Genomic DNA, 19,233 nt, shown 5'->3' with positions numbered 1-19,233 from the left:
ACGCGCCAACGTGTGAGATTTGGGGCTGATCGACATTCAGTTCGCTGGCACGGGACGACCGCTCCTCCCCTGTCGTCACTCCCGCGAAGGCGGGAGTCCATATGCGCCATTGTCGCAACTCCAGCCGAAACGTTGGCGGCTATGGATTCCCGCCTGCGCGGGAATGACGGAAGTCCTTGGTTCCGACTGAACGTCGATCCGCCAAACCCGCAACCGCGCGTTTTCACACCCGCCCTCACGCCGTTGCCACCCGGCCGCTGCGCTCCAGCTTGCCCCAGCCGACGACGAACCCGCCGATCGCCGAGGCGATGGCGCGCAGCACGACCCAGTACATGATCTGGCGGTACACCAGGCGCTGCGCGACGAGCAGGTGTGCGGGGTAGCGCGCGCGGTTGCCGTCGAGGCGGTAGGCGATCCAGCCGCACGCCACGTCGATCGCGGTGAATGCCAGCCAGTACAGCCCCATCGTGCCGACATCGCCGCTGGTCTGCGCCCAGCCATGCTGGACGACGCGGACGATGGTGCCGGTGATCGAGAGCAGCAGCGCGAGGTCGATCAGCGGCGAGATGGCGGCAAACGCGATCTGGAACAGCCATGCCTGTGGCAGACCGATGCGGGCGAGGCCGGCGGGCTTGCCGGTACGCAGGATAGCGCGGTGCTTCCACAGGCATTGCAGCGTGCCGAACGCCCAGCGATAGCGCTGCTTGGCGAGCGCCCTGAAGCTTTCGGGCGCTTCGGTCCACGCGACGGCACGCGGATCATAGGTGACGCGCCAGCCGGCACGCTGGATCGCGATGGTCAGGTCCTGATCCTCCGCCAGCGTATCCTCCGGATAGCCGCCGACCGCATCGAGCGCCGCACGCCGCCATGCGCCGACCGCGCCCGGCACCACCGTCATCGCGTCGAAGCCGGCCAGCGCGCGACGTTCGAGGTTCTGCGCGGTGATATATTCGACCGCCTGCCAGCGGGTGACGAGGTTCACCCGGTTGCCGACGCGCGCATCGCCGGCGACCGCGCCGAGCCTGGGATCGGCGAACCAGCGGGCGAGGCGGGCGATCGTCTCGGCCTCGAACTGGGTATCGGCGTCGAGCGCGATGATGACCTCTCCGGTCGCATCCTGCAACGCGCGGTTGAGCGCCGCCGCCTTGCCGCCGTTGACCAGCGTCAGCAGCGTGACGCGGGGATCGCCGGCGAAACGGTCGCGCACCACCGCGCTGGTCGCGTCCTTCGACCCGTCGTCGACGACGATGACCTGTAGCCCCGGATAGTCGCTGGCCAGCACGCGAGCGACCGAATCGGCGATCACCCGTTCCTCGTTATAGGCGGGGATGATGACCGAGACGGTGGGTCGATACACCGGCGGCACTGGCCGTTCGCGCCGCGCCTGGAACCAGGCGAGGCCGGCGAGCAGCACCGCGCGGGCGATGCCGAGCGCGATGGCGAGATAGAACAGCCATGCCAGCACGATCGAGAGGATCGCCAGCACGATGAAGATCGCGACATCGGTGCGCACCGCCAGCAGGTCGCGGCCCTGTACCTTGGGCATCGCCACCGCTTGCGGCACGCCAACCAGTTGCGAGGCGGTGACGAAGTGATAGCCGCGTGCCTTCAGCGTGGCGATGATCTGCGGGAGCGCCGCCACCGTCTGCGCGCGGTCGCCGCCGCCGTCATGGAGCAGCACGACGTTGCCCGAATTTTCCGCCGTGGCGGCGGCGATCTGGTTCACCACCTGGGTGACGATCGCGTCGGTGCCGGGCCGCTGCCAGTCGTTGGGATCGATATGCAGCCCGACCACGGTATAGCCCAGATCCTGCGCCAGCAGCGCGGGCGCGATCTCGTCCATGGTCGTCGGTTCGGCGTCGCCGAAATAGGGCGCGCGGAACAGCGTGGTCGAGCGGCCGGTATAGGCCTCGATCAGCCGCTGGGTGGCGTTCAGCTCCAGCTTCGTCGTGCGCTCGCCGGTGGTGGCGAGATTGGGGTGGGTGTAGCTGTGGTTGCCGATCTCGTCGCCGTCGCGGACCATCCGTTGCAGAAGGCCGGGATGTTCGAGCGCATTCTCACCAACCACGAAGAAACTGCCGGGAATCTTGGCTTTTTCCAGAACGTCGAGGATCGGCGGGGTCCAGGTGGGATCGGGGCCGTCGTCGAAGGTCAGCGCGATCGCCTTCGGGTCGGCGGCACCGGCGCGCTGCACGACATAGGGGGCCGGCAGGCGGCGATACTGTTCGTCGGCGATGACGCCCTGCGGGGTGAAGGTCAGCGCGCGTTGCCCTTCGGTCGGGCGGGCGGTGATCTTCAGGATTTCGCCGCTGCCCTCGACATCGACGTTGAGCGCGGTGCGCGGGGTTTCGAGCCGGGGGACTTTGGCCGGGGTGCGGAAGGCGGCGAGATCGTTCCAGAAGCCGGCATCCTCGCTGCCCAGCCGCCAGAGCGCGACATCGTCGATGCCGAGGCGGCGCAGCGCCGCGAGTTCGTTCCAGCTCGTCACCGCGTCGAGCATCCAAATCTGGTGATGCGCGCCATCCTCGTCGTCATAGGCGAAGCCGGCGTTGCCGCTGGTGCGGTCGAAGCCGACGGCCGCGCCGGCATCGTGCGCGGCGAGCCATGCTTCCTCGATCGACAGTGCGTCGGCCGCTCGCCCGTGCCAGTCATAGGCATAGCTGCCGAGCGCCACGGTCAGCTTGTCGCGGCCGACCTTGGCGATGGCCGCTTCGACCTGAGCCAGAAACCATGGCTGCGAGGCGATCGGCCCGGCGCTGCCGCTTTCCCAATGCTCGTCATAGGCCATTAGCATCACCCGGTCGCTGACCTTGGCCAGCGCGGCGAGGTTCCAGTCGGCGTCGCCCGCGGGCGCGGTGACGGCGAGTTCGGCGCCCTTGGGCAACGCCGCATGCAGCCGGGCGAGGAACGCGGGATAGCGCGCGACGGCGGCGGCGGGCATGCTCTCGTAATCCATCACGAGGCCGCCGGCGTGCTGCTGCCGGACATAGGTGGCGAGCGCGGCGATGAGCGTCTGTTGCTTTGCCCGGTCGGCGAGCATCGTGGCGGCACCGGTGCCGTCCCAGCCGTCGCTGACGATGTTCTGGACCATCGGCACCAGCTTCGGTGCATGGGGGGTGGTGGCGAGGAACTGGTCGAGCTGGCGGTCGTCGATCGGGTGGGGCTGGGTGCCGTCGACCGTGACCAGCGCGGGCACGACCCAGTCGAGCTGGCGGGCATGGGCGCGCAGCGACGCGATGCCGCCGTCGGTGTCGGGCGCGTAGAAGCCGATCGTCTGCGGCGTGTCGGGCGAGGGCACGGCGCGGCGCGGCAACCAGCGGTCGGGGCGCGCAAGCCGGTCATCGCGCGGCGCGAACGCCTCGCCATGCCGCCTGGCGAACGGCAGCGGCAGCCCGAGCGAGCGCGGCGTCACGACGAGCGTGGTGGCGAACGCGATCGCCGCCAGCACCACGGCGAGGATCAGCAGCGCGACGCCGCGCCGTGCCCGGACGCCACGCCGCCCGGTCGGATCGAAGAAGATGGGTTTGCTCAACGCCGGTGTCCCTGTTGCATCGGATCGGCGCTTAGGGGGCGGCGGGCGGCGGGGCGGTGAGCGCCGCATGAACTTTTCGTCACGGCGGCGGCGGGGCATACTCCCCTCCCTGACAAGGGAGGGGGCGGGGGTGGGTCGGCCCGTGGCAGGCGTCACCGTTCCCCGCAGGCCAACCCACCCCCAGCCCCTCCCTTGTCAGGGAGGGGAGATTTTGCGCTACCGAAACACCACCGTCCGGTGGCCGTTCAGGAACACGCGGCGTTCGGCGGCCCAGCGGACGGCGCGGGCCAGCACCTGCGCCTCGACATCGCGGCCGATGCGGATCAGGTCGGCTTCGGTGTCGCGGTGGTCGACGCGCTCGACCGCCTGTTCGATGATCGGGCCTTCGTCGAGATCGCCGGTGACGTAATGCGCGGTCGCGCCGATCAGCTTGACGCCGCGATCATGCGCGCGGGCATAGGGGCGGGCACCCTTGAAGCTCGGCAGGAAGCTGTGATGGATGTTGATGCAGCGCCCGGCGAGCGCCGCCGACAGATCGGGTCCCAGCACCTGCATGTAGCGGGCGAGGACCAGCAGGTCGGCTTGCCCGTCGCGCACGACGGCAAGCATCGCCGCTTCCTGCGCGGCGCGGTCGCCGTCCACGATCGGCAGGTGATGGAACGGCACGCCATGCCATTCGGTCAGCGCGCGCAGGGTCTCGTGGTTGGAGACGACGCCGACGATCTCGACCGGCAGATCGCCGGTCTTCCAGCGGTGGAGCAGGTCGTTGAGGCAATGGCTGCCCTTCGACACCGCGATGACGATCCGCATCCGCGCGTCGCGCGGCGTGATCGACCAGTCGCACCCGAACCGCCCGGCGACGGGCGCGAAGCCGGCGCGCAAGGCATCGGCCGCGGCGGGGAAGGCGGGGCCTGCGCCGCGAAACTCGACGCGCAGGAAGAAGCGGCCGGCATCCAGATCGGCATATTGCTGGCTGTCGAGGATGAAGCCGTCGATCCCGGCCAGATGCCCGCTGACGGCGGCGACGATGCCGATCCGGTCGGCGCAGGACAGCGTCAGGACGTGCGCGGTCATCGGCTGCACCCTCAGAAATCAAAAATGTCGGGAAACCGACTGGAGGCGCGACCGGGAATCGAACCCGGGTGCAAGGATTTGCAGTCCTCTGCGTCACCACTCCGCCATCGCGCCTCGATGTCGTGGGAGGCGGGCCAATGCGGGGGGAACGGCGCGGTGTCAACCGTCCCCGGGCAAAATATACGTTTCTGCTCGCTTGGCGGCGGTGCGCCGGCGCGATAGACAGCCGGCGAATTCGCGCGATGTGTATTGCGCCCCTAAAACAGTTGTGCGACAGGACTCCGCCATGACCGACACGACCCGTTCCCCGTCCGATTTCGACGCCATGCGCCATGCGATGGTCGTCAGCCAGCTTCGCACCAGCGCGGTGAGCGATCCGCGCGTCGTGGAGGCGATGGGCGACGTGCCGCGCGAGGCGTTCGTCCCCGCCGCGCAGGCGGGCGTCGCCTATCGCGATGCCGCGCTGCCGCTGGGCGGGGGCCGGGCGATCAACGCGCCGCTGATCCTCGGCCGGCTGCTGACCGCCGCCGAGGTCCTGGCCGACGACCGGGTGCTGATTATCGGTGCCGCCACCGGCTATTCGGCCGCCGTCACCGCGCGGATCGCCGGATCGGTCGTGGCGCTGGAGGAGGATGCGGCGATGGTCGCGACCGCGCGCGGCGCCGTCGCCGGTGCCGAGGTGGTCGAGGGGCCGTTGACGCAGGGCTGGGCCGCCGCCGCGCCCTATGACGTCATCCTCATCGACGGCGCGGTCGAGCAGGTGCCCGACGCGATCGTCGCGCAACTGGCACCGGGCGGGCGGCTGACCACCGGAATCGTCGATCGCGGCGTCACCCGGTTGGCGCTCGGTCGCAAGACCGGCGGCGGCTTTGGCCTGACCGAGTTCGCCGATCTCGATTGCGTCGTGCTGCCGGGCTTCGCCCGTCCCAAGACGTTCCAGTTCGCAAGGTAGGGAAGACGATGCGGGGGGGGAAGTTTGCCGCGGGAGCCGCGTTCGTCGCGCTCCTCGCCGGGCCGGCGGGGGCCGAAACGCTGCGCGAGGCGCTGGTGCGCGCCTATGCGACGAACCCGCAGTTGACCGGCGCGCGCGCCAATCTGCGCGCCACCGACGAAACCGTGCCGATCGCCCGGTCGCAGGGGCTGCCGCAGGTCACGACGCAGGGCACCGTCACCGAACAGGTGCTGAACACCCAGACGCGCGGCGTGACCCAGGCACCGCGCATCGGCCAGGCGCAGGCGACCGCGTCGTTGCCGCTCTATGCCGGGGGCGCGGTGAAGAACGGCGTGCGTGCCGCCGATGCGCGGGTGCTGGCGGGTCGCGCCAGCCTGCGCAGCACCGAGGCCAATGTCTTCACCCTCGTCGTCGCCGCCTATAACGACGTGCTGCGCGACGAGGCGATCGTCCGGCTCAACCAGCAGAACGTCAGCGTGTTGCAGGTGAACCTGCGCGCGTCGGGCGATCGGTTCCAGGTCGGCGACCTGACCCGCACCGACGTCGCCCAGTCCGAGGCGCGGCTGGCGCAGGCACAGGCGCAGTTGCAGCAGGCCGAGGCGAATCTCGTCACCAGCCGCGAGAATTATGTCGAGGTCACGGGTGCCCCGGCCGGCCGGCTCGATCCACCGCCGGGCCTGCCCAACCTCCCCGCCGATCCCAATGGCGCGGTGCGGGTCGCGGTCGCCAACAATCCGGCACTGGTCGCGGCGCAGCGGGCGAGCGACGCCGCCGGGTTCGATGTCCGCGTTGCGCGGGCGGACCGGCTGCCGCAGGTCGGCGCGTTCCTGACCGGCAGCTATACCAGCTTCCTCGGATCGGCGCAGTCGATCGACGGCATCGTGCTGCAACAGGACGGTGGACAGGCGCAGGCCGGCGTGCGGGTGACGATGCCCTTCTATCAGGGCGGCCGCCCCGCCGCGCAGATCCGCCGGGCGCAGGCGCTGGAGGGCGTCGCGATCGAACAGGTGACGCAGACCGAGCGCGCCGTCGTGTCCGACGCGCGCTCCGCCTATGCCGCATGGCAATCGGCGTTGCGGGTGATCCAGTCGTCGGAAGTACAGATCACCGCGAACAAGCTGTCGCTGGAGGGCGTTCGCGCCGAGAACAGCGTCGGCACGCGCACCATCCTCGACATTCTCGATGCCGAACAGGAACTGCTCAATTCGCAGGTGCAGTTGGTGACGGCGCGGCGCGACGCCTATGTCGCGGGCTTCGCGCTTTTGGCGGCGATGGGCCGGGCGGAGGCGCGCGACCTCGGGCTCGACGGCGGCGCGCTGTATGATCCGGTGGCCAATTACGACCGGGTACGGGGCAAGAGCTGGGACTGGAGCGACGACCCCGCGCCGAAACCGGTCGCGCCGGGCACGGTGAACACGCCCGCGCAGACGCCGGCGGTGACACGCGAGCTTGATCCGAAGTTGCAGCGCAGCGCCAATCCCTATACCCCGACCGACGGGCTCGACGCGCCGGACCGGCGTCGTGGCGGCGATGGCGTGACACCGGGCGTTGACAGCCCGGCCGCCAGACCCGACAACTGAGCGATTACAGGGACGTTTTGCACATGAGGGTGGCGATGGGGGATGTCGGAGCCGATACGTCGATGGAGGACATCCTGTCCTCGATCAAACGGATCATCGCCGAGGAAGGCGAAGGATCGGCACAGGCCATCCGTGGCCGCAAGTCGATCCGCACCGCGCAGCCGCGCGAGCTGGACGACCGGGACGACATCCTCGAACTGAACCACAGCGTCGCGGCGCCACCGCCGCCGCGGATCGAACAGGCCAAGGTCGAATCGATCCGTGTCGAACCGATCCGGGCCGAAGCGCCCGAACCCGTCGCCGAGGCCCCCCGCCTCGTCGCCGAACCCGAACCCCCCGTGCAGGAGCCTGCGCCGATGCCTGCCGCCGCTGCCGCACCCTCGATCGATCCGGCGATCGTTTCCGACCGCGCGGCCGAGGCGAGCCGTGGTTCGCTCGACCAGTTGTCGCGGATGCTGGTGAAGCCCGAGACGCCGGGCACCGATTCGCTCGAAGGGCTGGTGCGCGAGATGCTCCGCCCGATGTTGCGCGAATGGCTCGACGCCAAGCTGCCCGGCATCGTCGAGACGATGGTCGCCAAGGAAATCGCCCGGATCAGCGGGCGGTAGAAGCAGGACCGGTTCACGCGGAGACGCGGAAGAAGTAGAAGGGTTGGTCGCGCAGAGGCGCGGAGGCGCAGAGGTGGGTGCGAGCGCAACCTCCGTCGGCGTTCCGGCGAAGCCTCTTTCCTGCCCCCGGTGAAGTTGAAGCGCTGCTGTCGCGGCAGGCGTGACATTCTCCGCGCCTCCGCGCCTCCGCGCGAAAATCCTCTTTCCCTTTTTGAAATTTGATCCGCCCGCCCGGAACCGTCGCCCCGGCGAAGGCCGGGGCCTCAAGCGGCTCCTGTCGCGCGCACTCCCCGGGAGATCCCAGCCTTCGCCGGGATGACGTTTGTTTCGGGATGGGTGGATCAGCCCTGGGGCCGATCGACACTCAGCTATTCCGGTGCAGTTCGTAGTCGAAAATGCCACCCTCCTTCGTCACCCCGGAACCAGTCCGGGGTGACGGAAATGGTCTTTGCTGGCGTCACGGCCGACGGAATGTCGATCAGCCCCAGGCGTAACCCCTTCGCGTGAACCAATCTTCCCTTCCCGGCAGCAGCACCGGGCGACCCGCCCCTTGCAACCCCGCCGGTTCCGCGCCATTCGCCACAGCATGAGCGAACTGCCCAAGACCTTCGACCCCGCCGCCATCGAGGCCCGCTGGTATCCGCACTGGGAACAGGCCGGCCTGTTCCGCCCCGAACGGCCGGGCGCGCAGCCGTGGACGATCGTCAACCCGCCGCCCAACGTCACCGGCAGCCTGCACATCGGTCACGCGCTCGACAACACGTTGCAGGACATCCTTGTTCGTCATGCGCGGTTGCAGGGCAAGGACGCGCGCTGGGTGGTCGGGACCGATCATGCCGGCATCGCGACGCAGATGGTGGTCGAGCGGCAGATGGCGCAGGCCGGGCAGAAGCGCACCGACTTCACCCGCGACGATTTCGTGGGCAAGGTGTGGGAATGGAAGGCGGAGAGCGGCGGTACGATCACCGGGCAGCTCCGCCGGCTGGGTTGTTCGATGGACTGGTCGAACGAACGCTTCACGATGGACGAGGGATTTTCAGCCGCCGTGCTGAAGGTCTTCGTGCAACTCTACCGCGAAGGGTTGCTCTACCGCGACAAGCGGCTGGTGAACTGGGACCCGGGCCTCGGCACCGCGATCAGCGATCTGGAGGTCGAGACGCGCGAGGTCCAGGGCAGTTTCTGGCATCTGCGCTACCCGCTGGCCGATGGCAGCGGCTTCATCCACGTCGCGACGACCCGGCCGGAGACGATGCTGGCCGACATGGCGGTGGCGGTGAACCCGGCGGACGAACGCTATACCGCGCTGATCGGACAGATGATCCGCCTGCCGATCACCGGCCGGCTGATCCCGATCGTGGCGGACGAGCATGCCGATCCCGAACTGGGGTCGGGTGCGGTCAAGATCACGCCGGGGCATGACTTCAACGACTTCGAGGTCGGCAAGCGCGCCGGGTTCAAGGCCGCCGACATGCTCAACATGCTCGATGCACAAGCGCGGGTCGTGCAGTGCGGTGGCATTCCTGCCGAGTATCTCGGGCTGCCGGGCAATGACCCGAAGGCTCCGGCCGACGTTCGCCGTCTCGTCGTTGCCGCGCTCAAGGAACAGGGCTTCCTCGTCCCGCACGTCGACAAGGACGGGGTGGAGCATGACGCCGAGCCGCGTCGCATCCAGACGCCCTATGGCGATCGATCGGGGGTGGTGATCGAGCCGTGGCTGACCGACCAATGGTATGTCGACGCCGCGACGCTGGCGCAGCCGGCGATCGAGGCGGTGCGATCGGGCGCGGTCAAGATCGTGCCCAAGTCGTGGGAAAAGACCTATTTCAACTGGATGGAGAACATCCAGCCGTGGTGCGTATCGCGGCAGTTGTGGTGGGGGCATCGCATCCCGGCGTGGTTTGGACCAGTCGTCACCGATGGAAAGCTCGATGTTTCTCACGGTGAGCGCGCATTCGTTGCCGAGACGTGGGAAGAAGCGTTAGCGGAAGCGGAAGGCTATTATAGTTCGTTGGATCGAACCACTCACGAATACTGGGTGGAGATCGAAGAAGGGCCAATTCATAGTCGGTCGGGCACGACAATCCGGCTCCAACGCGATCAAGACGTTCTCGACACCTGGTTCTCCTCCGCCCTGTGGCCGTTCGCGACCCTGGGCTGGCCGGAGAACACCGATCCGACGCTGGGCGGGCGCTACAGCAACGACGTGCTGATTTCCGGCTTCGACATCCTGTTCTTCTGGGATGCGCGGATGCTGATGCAGGGCATCCACTTCATGAACGAAGTGCCCTTCAAGACGCTGTATCTCCACGGCCTCGTCCGCGCCGCCGATGGCGCGAAGATGTCGAAATCGAAGGGCAATACCGTCGATCCGCTCGGGCTGATCGATGCGTATGGCGCCGATGCGCTGCGCTTCTTCATGGCGGCGATGGAGAGCCAGGGCCGCGACATCAAGATGGATGAGAAGCGGGTCGAGGGCTATCGCAACTTCGCGACCAAGCTGTGGAACGCGACCCGCTTCGCGCAGGCCAACGGCATCGGCGCGTCGCAGGCGCTGGAGGCACCCGCCGCCGACCTCGCGGTCAACCGCTGGATTATCGCCGAGACGATCGAGACAGTACAGGCGCTCGACCTGGCACTTGCCGACCTGCGCTTCGACGGGGCGGCCAATACCATCTACCAGTTCACGTGGAGCCGGTTCTGCGACTGGTATCTCGAACTCATCAAGCCGGTGTTGCAGGGCGGCGGCGAGGGCGCGGAGGAAACCCGCGCGGTGGCGGGATGGGTCCTCGACCAGATCCTCGTGATGCTCCACCCGTTCATGCCGTTCATCACCGAGGAACTGTGGCATGCGCTTGGGGAACGCGACAACGACCTGATCGTCGCGCGCTGGCCGATGGCGGATGCGCGCGCGATCGATCCGGGTGCGCGCGCCGAGATCGACTGGCTGATCCGGCTGGTGAGCGAAGTGCGCGCCGCGCGGACCGAGCTGAACGTGCCGCCGGGCGCGCGGCTGCCGCTGCATGTTCGCGATGCCTCGGCGCTGACCGGCGAACGGCTGGCCGCCCAAGCGGCGGTGCTGGCGCGGCTCGCGCGGGTCGATCGGGTCGAGGGCGAGGCACCGGCGGGCGGCGCGCTCCAGATCGTGGTGGACGAGGCGACGTTCGTCCTGCCGCTGGGCGAGGTGATCGACCTCGACGCGGAGCGCGCGCGGCTGACCAAGGCGATCGCGGCGGCGGAGAAGGAACGCGATGCGCTGGCCGGGCGGCTGGGCAACGCCAGTTTCGTCGAACGCGCGAAGCCCGAGGCGGTGGATAAGGCGCGCGCCGATCACGCCGACAAGATGGCCGAGGCGGCGCGGCTGCACGCGGCGCTGGGGCGGTTGGGCTGACGTTCGTCATTCCGGCGAAGGCCGGAATCCACGGTCACGAGCGGTATCGATGGAGTCGCTACCGTTCCCTTATCCGTGGATTCCGGCCTTCGCCGGAATGACGAGTGGGGGTGGCTTACGCCGGTGCCATTACTTCGATGATGCCGGCGGCGATCTTCGCCGTGACCGGGGTTTTCGCCAGTACCTCGCCGTCGATTGAGATAGGGAGCGGGGGCACGGTTTCGATGCGGAGCGACTGGCCGTGGAACGACACGGTATCGACCCGGCGCGAGTCGAGGCGGAAGAACCCCGCTGCCCAGTTGCGGACTAGCGAACGCTTGCCCTTGCCGCACACGACCTGAACGACGATCTCGCCGCTGTCGACCTGCGCCTCTTCGACCAGTTCGGTGCCGCCATGATAGGGGCCGTTGGAGATGCGGACCTCGGTCGCGGTCAGTCGCTGGACATGGCTGCCGTTGGTGACGGTCAGCTCGAACGGCTGGAACCGCGCGAACTGGAGCGCCGCCCAACTGAGATAACCCGCGCGCCCGAACAATTTCTTGACGCCGTGCGGAATGGTCTGCGCGATCAGCGGCGAGATGCCGATCGCGGCGCAATTGGCGTAATAGTCGCCATCGACCATGCCGAGGTCGATCCGCCTTGGGCGCCCGGTGCGCAACACATCGACCGCGCCGGGAATGTCGAGCGGGATGCCGAGCGTGCGGCAGAAGCTGTTGGCGGTGCCGAACGGCAGCACGCCGAGGATCACGTCATGCCCCAGTAGATGGTCGACCAGGCTGCTGATCGTCCCGTCGCCGCCGCCCAGCACCACCAGATCGGGCTTGGCGGCCAGCACCTGTTTTAACCGCGGGACAAGATCGTCGGGGTCCTCCACCGCATGCGCGTCCACCTTGTACGGCAGGCCCTGCATCGCCTTGCACGCCTCGGCGAACTGGGCCTGACCGCGCCGTGACCGGGCGTTGACGATCATGGCGGCGGATCGGATGTGGATCATGCGGTCGGTAACGCTCCGTAACGAAAATCGCCGCACGACTTTCGGTTGATCCGATACGGTGCATGGCCCACAAGTCCGGCCCATGTCCGCCGCTTACCCCGCGCTGCGCCTTCGCCGCACCCGCGCGTCCGCCTGGAGCCGCCGTCTGCATGCCGAAACGCTGCTGACGCCCGCCGATCTGATCTGGCCGCTGTTCGTGACCGAGGGCGAGGATACGCCGGTCAAGCAACTGCCCGGCGTCACCCGCTGGACGCTGCCCTCGCTGGTCGAGCGGGTGCGTGAGGCGCGCGACCTGGGTATTCCGGTCGTCGCGCTGTTCCCCAATACGCCGCAAGCGCTGCGCAGCGACGACGGCAAGGAGGCGTATAATCCCGACAATCTGATGTGCCGCGCGATCCGCGCGATCAAGGATGCGGTGCCCGACATCGGCGTGCTGACCGACGTCGCGCTCGACCCCTATACCAGCCATGGTCACGACGGGATCGTCGATGCGGCGGGCTATGTGCTGAACGACGTGACGGCGCAGGCACTGGTACGGCAGGCACGGGTGCAGGCGGCGGCGGGCAGCGACATCATCGCGCCGTCGGACATGATGGACGGCCGTATCGGCATCATCCGCGCCGCATTGGAGGCGGACGGGCATCACAATGTCCAGATCATGGCCTATGCCGCCAAATATGCCAGCGCCTTCTACGGCCCGTTCCGCGATGCGGTGGGTTCTCGCGGGCTGCTGAAGGGCGACAAGAAGACCTATCAGATGGACCCCGCCAACCATGAGGAAGCGCTGCGCGAGGTCGCGCTCGATCTGGCCGAGGGCGCGGACAGCGTGATGGTGAAGCCGGGGCTGCCATATCTCGACATCGTGACGCGGGTGAAGGCCGAGTTCCGCGTGCCGGTGTTCGCCTATCAGGTGTCGGGCGAATATGCGATGATCGAGGCGGCGGTCGCGGTGGGTGCGGGGGACCGCGACGCGCTGGTCCTTGAAACGCTGCTGGCGTTCAAGCGGGCGGGGGCGAGCGGGGTGCTGACCTATCACGCGGTCCATGCGGCGCGGTTGCTGGGAGCATGATCGCCACCGACCGGCTGGTGCTGCGCCGCTGGGAAGATCGCGACCGGCCGATATTCTACGCGCATTGCGCCGACCCGGAGGTGATGCGCTATTTCCCGGCGCCGATGACCCCGGCCGAAGTCGATGCCGCGATCGACCGGCAGGACGGCTATCAGGCGACGCACGGCTATTGTTTCTGGGTCGTCGAGGCGCGGGCGACCGCGACGATGATCGGTTTCTGCGGGTTGAAGCCGGGTGCCGAGGGTACGCCGCTGGAAGGCGGAGTCGAGATCGGCTGGCGCTTCGGCAAGGAATATTGGGGGCAGGGATTGGCGCGCGAGGCGGCGATGGCCAGTCTCGACTGGGGGTTCGTCAATCTGGGCGTCGATCGCATCGGGGCGATCACCGCCGCGACCAATATACGCAGTTGGGGATTGATGGAGCGGATCGGCATGGTCCGCAGCATGGGTGAGGATTTCGATCATCCGGCGGTGCCCGATGACAGCCCGCTCCAGCGTCATGTCACCTATTGGAAGACGCGCCCGTGAACGATGGCGAAGGCGAGGGGCGGGGCGGTGGCCTGCCGATCCGGCTGACCTATGTCGCGGCGATCCTGACCGGATCGTTCCTGCTGTTCCTCGTCCAGCCGATGGTCGCGCGCATGGCGTTGCCGCAACTGGGCGGCGCGCCAGCGGTGTGGAATTCGGCGATGCTGGTGTATCAGGCGCTGCTGCTCGGCGGCTATGCCTATGCCCATCTGCTCGGCAAGCTGGTGCCCAAGGCGCAGGCGACGGTGCATCTGCTCCTGCTGTTGCTCGCCGCCGCATGGCTGCCGATCGGCGTGTTGGCGGGGCAGGTGCCCGCCGGGGCCGAACCGGTGCTGTGGACGCCGTGGCTGCTGGCGGCATCGATCGGGCCGTTGTTCTTCGCGGTGTCGGCGCAGGCACCGCTGCTGCAACGCTGGTTCGCCTTCGCCTGTCCGGGGCGCGATCCCTATGCGCTCTATGCCGCGTCGAACGTCGGCAGTTTTGCCGGGCTGATCGCGTATCCGTTGCTGGTCGAACCGCTCCTGTCGCTCAAGGGGCAGAGCTGGGGCTGGAGCATCGGCTATGGCGTGCTGTTGCTGCTGGTCGTCGCGTGCGGCTGGCTGTTGCCGCTGCGGCGCGATGCCGTCGTCGTCGGTGATCCGGGGCCGGCACCGGGTATGCGGCGGGTGGCGCACTGGATCGTGCTGGCGCTCGTGCCCTCGGGGCTGATGCTGGCGACGACGACGTTCCTGACGACCGACATCGTCGCGGTGCCGCTGCTGTGGGTGTTGCCGCTCGGCCTGTATCTATTGAGCTTCACCGTCGCCTTTGCCGACCGGCGGGGGATGGCCGAGGCGATCACCCGTTACGCGCCGATCACGATCCTGGTGTTCGGCGGCATGATGATCGCCGGGCATCATGATTTTCCGCTGCTCAACGCGCTGGCGGCGCTGCTGCTGCTGTTCGCGGTGTCGGTGTCGCTGCATACCCGGATGCACGCGCTGCGCCCCGCCCCGGCGCGGTTGACCGGCTTTTATCTGGCGATGTCGGTCGGCGGCGCGCTGGGCGGGGTGTTTGCCGGGCTGGTCGCGCCGGTGGTGTTCGACTGGACCTATGAATATCCGCTGCTGATCCTCGCCGCCGGGCTGCTCGCGCCGCTGCCGTTCCTGCTGCCGATGACCGAGCGGCTGTGGCGCGCGCGGGCGACGGTGTTGTCGGTCGTGGCGATCGGCGGAGTCGTCGTGCTGGTGGTGCTGGGGCTGACCAATCCGGCCGGGATGCTGGGCACGAAGGCCGATGCCGTCGCCTTCTTCGGGATCGTCGCGATCGGGCTGTTCGCAATCGGCGCGCGGCTGCCCTATGTCGTGGCGCTGGCCGGGGCGCTTTACCTGTTCGGCGGCTATCGCGCGATCGAACTGTCGCTGGAGCCGGGGGCGAGGACCCGCAGCTATTTCGGCGTCTATACCGTGGCGCATGGCAATGGCGTGCGTGAGTTGCAGCATGGCACGACGCTGCACGGCATCCAGTTGACCGGATCGCCGGCACGCGAACGGACGCCGACGACCTATTACGTACCGCAATCGGGCGTCGGCGAAGCGTTGCGCGCTGCCCCCGTGATCTATGGTCCGAAAGCGCGCATCGGCGTCGTCGGACTGGGGACGGGGACGCTGTCGTGCTACGCCCGGCCGGGGCAGCAATGGCGCTTCTACGAGATCGACCCGACGGTGGTGCGGATCGCGCGCGATTCGGGCGCGTTTACTTTCCTGCGCAACTGCCTGCCCGATGCCCGGATCGTGATGGGCGATGCGCGACTCTCACTGACCGATCAGCCGGCGAACAGCCTCGACCTGCTGGTGCTCGATGCCTTTTCGTCGGACGCGGTGCCGATGCACCTGATGACGCGCGAGGCGTTCGCGACCTATCGTCGGGTACTGGGGCGTAAGGGGCTGCTGCTGGTGCATATCTCCAACCGCTACCTCGATCTGGGGCCGGTGGTCGCGGCGACGGCGGGCGGGTGGATGGCGGCCGGACTGTCGTACCAGCCGGCGAGCGAGGCGAACGGCGAAACCGGGTCCGAATGGATCGCGCTTACCCCCGACCCGGAGGTGCTCGCCGAATTGCTGGCGAGCGGTGGCGACTGGGTGCCGCTGCCACCGTCCGATGCCTCGCCATGGACCGACGATTATGCGTCGATCCTGCCCGTTCTGCGGGCATTGCAGTAACGTCCGATCCGCTCACGCGGATGCGGCACCGGCCCGCTCCCCCACCCGGCCACCCACAGCGTATTCTTGATGGGTGGCCGGGTGGGGGAGCGGGCCGGTGCCGTACTGATCCAACCCCGTTGGATCAGTCCTCACAACATCAGCGCAGCGCCGCCGTCAGCGCTGCGATCGTTGCGCGCTGGGCGGTGGCGGTGCGGGTCGCGCGCTCCAGCGCGGCGTCGAGCGCGGGATAGGGCGGCTGCCCGGCGGCGGCACGATCGATCGCGAGGCGTTCGAGATCGGCGACCGGCGCATCGATCCCGGTCCGCGCCACGTCCAGCCCGGCCAGCGCGACCTGTGCGCCGAGCCATGGCTCGCTGCCTTCGGCCTTGCCGGTGCCGCTGCGTACCGCCGGGCGGGCGCGGGCGACGGCGGTGTCGAACCTGCCGCTGGCGGTGGCGACCGCTGCGGTGAGCGCGGCGATCCGGGAATCGAGCGCCGCATCGGGCGTGGCGACCGCGACCGGGCGGACCGGTTCAGCGAGGCTGATCCGCTCGATCGGGCGCGGCAATAGCGAGGGATAGTCCCCCGATGGCGCGGCGCAGGCGCTGAGGGCAAGAAAGGCGGACAGGATGCGGGCTCGGGTCATGGATATTCGATAGTAAGCATAAAAAAATGACACAACGGGGTTGCCAGCATGAATTTCCCCATCTAACAGGCGGCCTCCACCGGGCACCCATAGCTCAGCTGGATAGAGCATCAGACTACGAATCTGAGGGTCGGGCGTTCGAATCGCTCTGGGTGCACCATGGAAAACCCCGCCAAGTCACTGACTTGGCGGGGTTTTCTTTGTCCAGGGTATCATACCCCATATTCTGAAATCGGCGCGATCCAGGTCGTCAACGGGTGCGGTCGGCCATCCGATGAGCCCCTGCACGTCCCGGCAGGCCCATCGTAAGGACGGCCGGTCTTCCGGCAGTTTTCCGGGGCGATCGGCTTCGGCTCGACGCGCCGCCCGTTATCTCGCCTTTGACCGGTTCGACGGAATCCTCGATAGGGCGCGCCATGGTCCGGGCGCAATCCGCTTGGACATCGCGCCCGGCGTCGTAACCACGGGGCGGTCAGGTGCCGAGGAAATCGAGGAGCTGGCGTTCGGACAGGATTCTGATCGCGCCGCCGGACTGCCGCAGCGCCTCCGCTTTGCGATAGTGCGCGTCGAAGCGAATATAGCCGAACGGCTCGTCCCCGGTCACGACGAGGATCGTGGTCGTGGTGCCCACCCCGGACATGACGCGACCGCCGCTCGCCGCGATCCGCCGGGCGAGCGGACCGTTGCGGGGCTGGCCGAGGATCGCCACCCGCTCGCCCGCGAGCGGTCCCGTCGCGGCCGGCGGCGGGGCAGCGGGAATGCGCGACCGCACCGGCGGCGCCATCCAGTCCGCCAGCGGCACTCCGGTATGTTCGATGGCTTTCACGACGATCATGCCGGCGGCGCGCGCATCGCTGAGCGCGTCGTGGTGCTTCAGCGGGATGCCGAGGTGGCGGGACACGATATTGAGCTTGTGGCTCGGCAGGTCCGGCCACGCCCGTTTCGCCACCCCCACGCTGTCGAGCCATGTCGTATCGACCATCGTCCGGTCGTGAACACGACACGCGGCGGCCATCGCGCCCTTGTCGAAATAGGAATGCGCGACGGTGATCCGCCCGCCCAGGTGGCGGGTGACGACGTCATGCACATCCGCGAAACTCGGTTTCCCCCGCACATGCTCTGCGGTGATGCCGTGAATCCGCGTGTTGAAGCTGCTGAACTGGTCCTGCGGATCGACCAGCGTTTCATATTCGAACGCGATCCCCCCGTCGCGAAAACCGACGATGCCGATCTGGCAGATGCTGCTGACCCGCGAGCAGGCGGTTTCGACGTCGATGACGACGAAGTCGGGCGCGTCCGCGATCCGATCAACGCCGACACCGTGCTTCTTGGGAGACAACGACATGGCGACAGCGCATACAGGCCGGCGACGGACCTGTTCAAGCCGCCGGCCCGCACCGATACGACGTTCGACGGATGATGACGTCGTTCCCGTACCCGCCACCCAGGGACATGCGTGAGCAGCGATCCGCCGGGCGACACCGGACGGAGCCGGAGGCAGGCAAGCATCGCGGTCTGGCCGGTCATTATCCTCTGTCGGAGTGATAAAGACGGGATCGGAACTGCTGCTGCGTCCCGACGAACGTTTCGCGCGACTGGCAGGCGGGGGGCGATGGCGGGTCGACGGCGGTACGGCCGTCCTCGACCGCCGGGAGCGGCGCCGGCGTTCCGCCAGTTGCGCTTGCCGATCGATGGCCGGGGGCTCGTGCCGAATGATATTGCCAACGGTCGATGGGAGCGTTGTCCGTACCAGCGACGAAGCGGTGCGCGCTCAGCCTTCGGTGAGTTCGACCACCTCGAAATCGAATCCTTTCCATCCGTGCCGCTTCGCCGCCTGTCGGGTCAGCGCTTCCTTGGCCACGGCGTCCTTCGCGGAGGTGGCATGCCCCCAGAACACCTCGGTCTTGCCGTTGTGCAGATGGGCGACGATGCGCCAGTAATGGGTGAACGGCGCGGCGGTGGGGCCGATCGTCTTCACATAGCCATCGGCCATCGTCGCGGTCAGGTAGCGTTTCTTCCTCGCCATCGCCCGGCAATAGCGCAGCAGTGACGGATGCGGGAGAGGGGGCTGGCTCAATCGTCGCGGCAATGGCCGAGGGCGTCGGATGGTCACGACGGCGGCGCGCCGTCCGCGCGCGGACGGTCTTCGACCTGCTGGTCATGGGGCACAGCAACAAGGCGGTGGCCGGCATCCTCGGCCTGTAGCCCCAAGACCGGTGCCAACGGTCTTGCCTGACTGATCGCGCTGTCCCGCTGGACGGTTGCCCGGTATTCGGCGGGGTAAGGGACTGTTTTTGCTGGAACAGAAGCGCGTTAACCATCTGTAAGCGCTATCCGGTGCATAGCATGTCCCCGGAAGGATCCGATATGCGACGCGACGTTACCGCGCTTCTCGAAAAGCTGGGCCGGCGGGATTTCCGCTACGAGGCTTTTGCCGATCCGATCTCGGACCTCGAACCATGGCCGCTGTTCGCGGCGCTGCTCGAGGACCCGCGGGTCGTCGGCCGGCCGCAGCGAATTCCCGATCGCGCGGCCCCGCCGCCGGGCGCGCCGATGTTCGCACGCTACGGGGGAGCGACCCCGTCCGAACGCGGGGCGACGTCGGACGAACCGGCGGCGTCGCGCAATCTTCGCGCCTTCCTGTCGGGCCTGTCCGACGATCACCGGGGTAGCCGCTGAT

General features: G+C 68.2%; 14 protein-coding genes and 2 tRNA genes. 9 read left to right on the top strand and 7 right to left on the bottom strand.

Translation table 11 applies throughout. From position 1 onward, the window contains the following. Positions 1 to 235: 235 nt before the first annotated feature. The 3 genes from ASG37_RS04590 to ASG37_RS04580 form a co-directional block, all read right to left on the bottom strand. The gene (locus ASG37_RS04590; RefSeq protein WP_055756470.1) at positions 236 to 3,532 is read right to left on the bottom strand and encodes a glycosyltransferase; all 3,297 of its coding nucleotides are present in this window, start codon (positions 3,530 to 3,532) and stop codon (positions 236 to 238) included. 216 nt (positions 3,533 to 3,748) lie between these two features. Beyond that, the gene (gene purU / locus ASG37_RS04585) at positions 3,749 to 4,606 is read right to left on the bottom strand and encodes a formyltetrahydrofolate deformylase (protein WP_055756468.1); all 858 of its coding nucleotides are present in this window, start codon (positions 4,604 to 4,606) and stop codon (positions 3,749 to 3,751) included. A gap of 40 nt (positions 4,607 to 4,646) precedes the next feature. Beyond that, positions 4,647 to 4,720: transfer RNA gene (locus ASG37_RS04580), tRNA-Cys, on the bottom strand. A 172-nt stretch (positions 4,721 to 4,892) separates the two neighbouring features. Here ASG37_RS04580 and ASG37_RS04575 point away from each other — a divergent pair. From ASG37_RS04575 to ASG37_RS04560, 4 genes are all read left to right on the top strand, one after another. Next, positions 4,893 to 5,558, top strand: coding sequence for a protein-L-isoaspartate O-methyltransferase family protein (locus tag ASG37_RS04575; protein ID WP_055756467.1), 666 nt, complete (start codon positions 4,893 to 4,895; stop codon positions 5,556 to 5,558). Positions 5,559 to 5,566: 8 nt separating this feature from the next. After that, complete coding sequence (locus tag ASG37_RS04570; RefSeq protein ID WP_055756464.1) at positions 5,567 to 7,138, top strand: TolC family outer membrane protein; 1,572 nt, start codon at positions 5,567 to 5,569, stop codon at positions 7,136 to 7,138. A 35-nt stretch (positions 7,139 to 7,173) separates the two neighbouring features. After that, positions 7,174 to 7,746: a DUF2497 domain-containing protein gene (locus tag ASG37_RS04565; protein ID WP_055756462.1), complete on the top strand. Its 573-nt coding sequence runs from the start codon at positions 7,174 to 7,176 to the stop codon at positions 7,744 to 7,746. Between the two features lie 586 nt (positions 7,747 to 8,332). Next, a complete protein-coding gene (locus tag ASG37_RS04560) occupies positions 8,333 to 11,134 on the top strand; it encodes a valine--tRNA ligase (RefSeq protein WP_055756460.1) in 2,802 nt (933 codons plus the stop codon). Between the two features lie 115 nt (positions 11,135 to 11,249). Here ASG37_RS04560 and ASG37_RS04555 read toward each other — a convergent pair whose 3' ends face one another. Then, complete coding sequence (locus tag ASG37_RS04555) at positions 11,250 to 12,128, bottom strand: diacylglycerol/lipid kinase family protein (protein ID WP_055756458.1); 879 nt, start codon at positions 12,126 to 12,128, stop codon at positions 11,250 to 11,252. 82 nt (positions 12,129 to 12,210) lie between these two features. Here ASG37_RS04555 and hemB point away from each other — a divergent pair, with 82 nt between their 5' ends. The 3 genes from hemB to ASG37_RS04540 are packed head-to-tail and all read left to right on the top strand — an operon-like array spanning position 12,211 to position 15,925. After that, the gene (gene hemB / locus ASG37_RS04550) at positions 12,211 to 13,197 is read left to right on the top strand and encodes a porphobilinogen synthase (protein WP_055756456.1); all 987 of its coding nucleotides are present in this window, start codon (positions 12,211 to 12,213) and stop codon (positions 13,195 to 13,197) included. Beyond that, positions 13,194 to 13,724, top strand: a complete 531-nt coding sequence (locus ASG37_RS04545) for a GNAT family N-acetyltransferase (protein ID WP_055756454.1) — start codon at positions 13,194 to 13,196, stop codon at positions 13,722 to 13,724. The genes hemB and ASG37_RS04545 overlap by 4 nt, the downstream gene beginning before the upstream one ends. After that, positions 13,721 to 15,925 carry a spermidine synthase gene (locus tag ASG37_RS04540; RefSeq protein WP_055757324.1) on the top strand — a complete coding sequence of 735 codons (2,205 nt, stop codon included), beginning with the start codon at positions 13,721 to 13,723 and terminating at the stop codon, positions 15,923 to 15,925. Before ASG37_RS04545 ends, ASG37_RS04540 begins: the two co-directional genes overlap by 4 nt. 139 nt (positions 15,926 to 16,064) lie before the next feature. Here the strand turns inward: ASG37_RS04540 and ASG37_RS04535 are convergent, their stop codons facing one another. Continuing rightward, entirely contained in the window at positions 16,065 to 16,553 is a 489-nt protein-coding gene (locus ASG37_RS04535) for a hypothetical protein (protein WP_156349162.1), read from the bottom strand. 83 nt (positions 16,554 to 16,636) lie between these two features. Between ASG37_RS04535 and ASG37_RS04530 the strand changes: the two genes are divergently transcribed. After that, positions 16,637 to 16,713: transfer RNA gene (locus tag ASG37_RS04530), tRNA-Arg, on the top strand. A gap of 312 nt (positions 16,714 to 17,025) precedes the next feature. Here the strand turns inward: ASG37_RS04530 and ASG37_RS04525 are convergent. Next, entirely contained in the window at positions 17,026 to 17,898 is an 873-nt protein-coding gene (locus ASG37_RS04525) for an exonuclease domain-containing protein (protein ID WP_055756450.1), read from the bottom strand. A gap of 426 nt (positions 17,899 to 18,324) precedes the next feature. Continuing rightward, the gene (locus ASG37_RS04520) at positions 18,325 to 18,579 is read right to left on the bottom strand and encodes a hypothetical protein (RefSeq protein ID WP_055756449.1); all 255 of its coding nucleotides are present in this window, start codon (positions 18,577 to 18,579) and stop codon (positions 18,325 to 18,327) included. A 341-nt stretch (positions 18,580 to 18,920) separates the two neighbouring features. On the opposite strand from ASG37_RS04520, the gene ASG37_RS04515 reads away from it, so the two are divergent. Next, the gene (locus ASG37_RS04515) at positions 18,921 to 19,232 is read left to right on the top strand and encodes a hypothetical protein (protein WP_055756446.1); all 312 of its coding nucleotides are present in this window, start codon (positions 18,921 to 18,923) and stop codon (positions 19,230 to 19,232) included. Position 19,233 lies beyond the last annotated feature (1 nt).

Source organism: Sphingomonas sp. Leaf407, assembly GCF_001425385.1.
Lineage (GTDB): Bacteria > Pseudomonadota > Alphaproteobacteria > Sphingomonadales > Sphingomonadaceae > Sphingomonas.
Note: the sequence above shows the minus strand (reverse complement) of the source record. Positions and strands in the feature narration are given on the sequence as shown.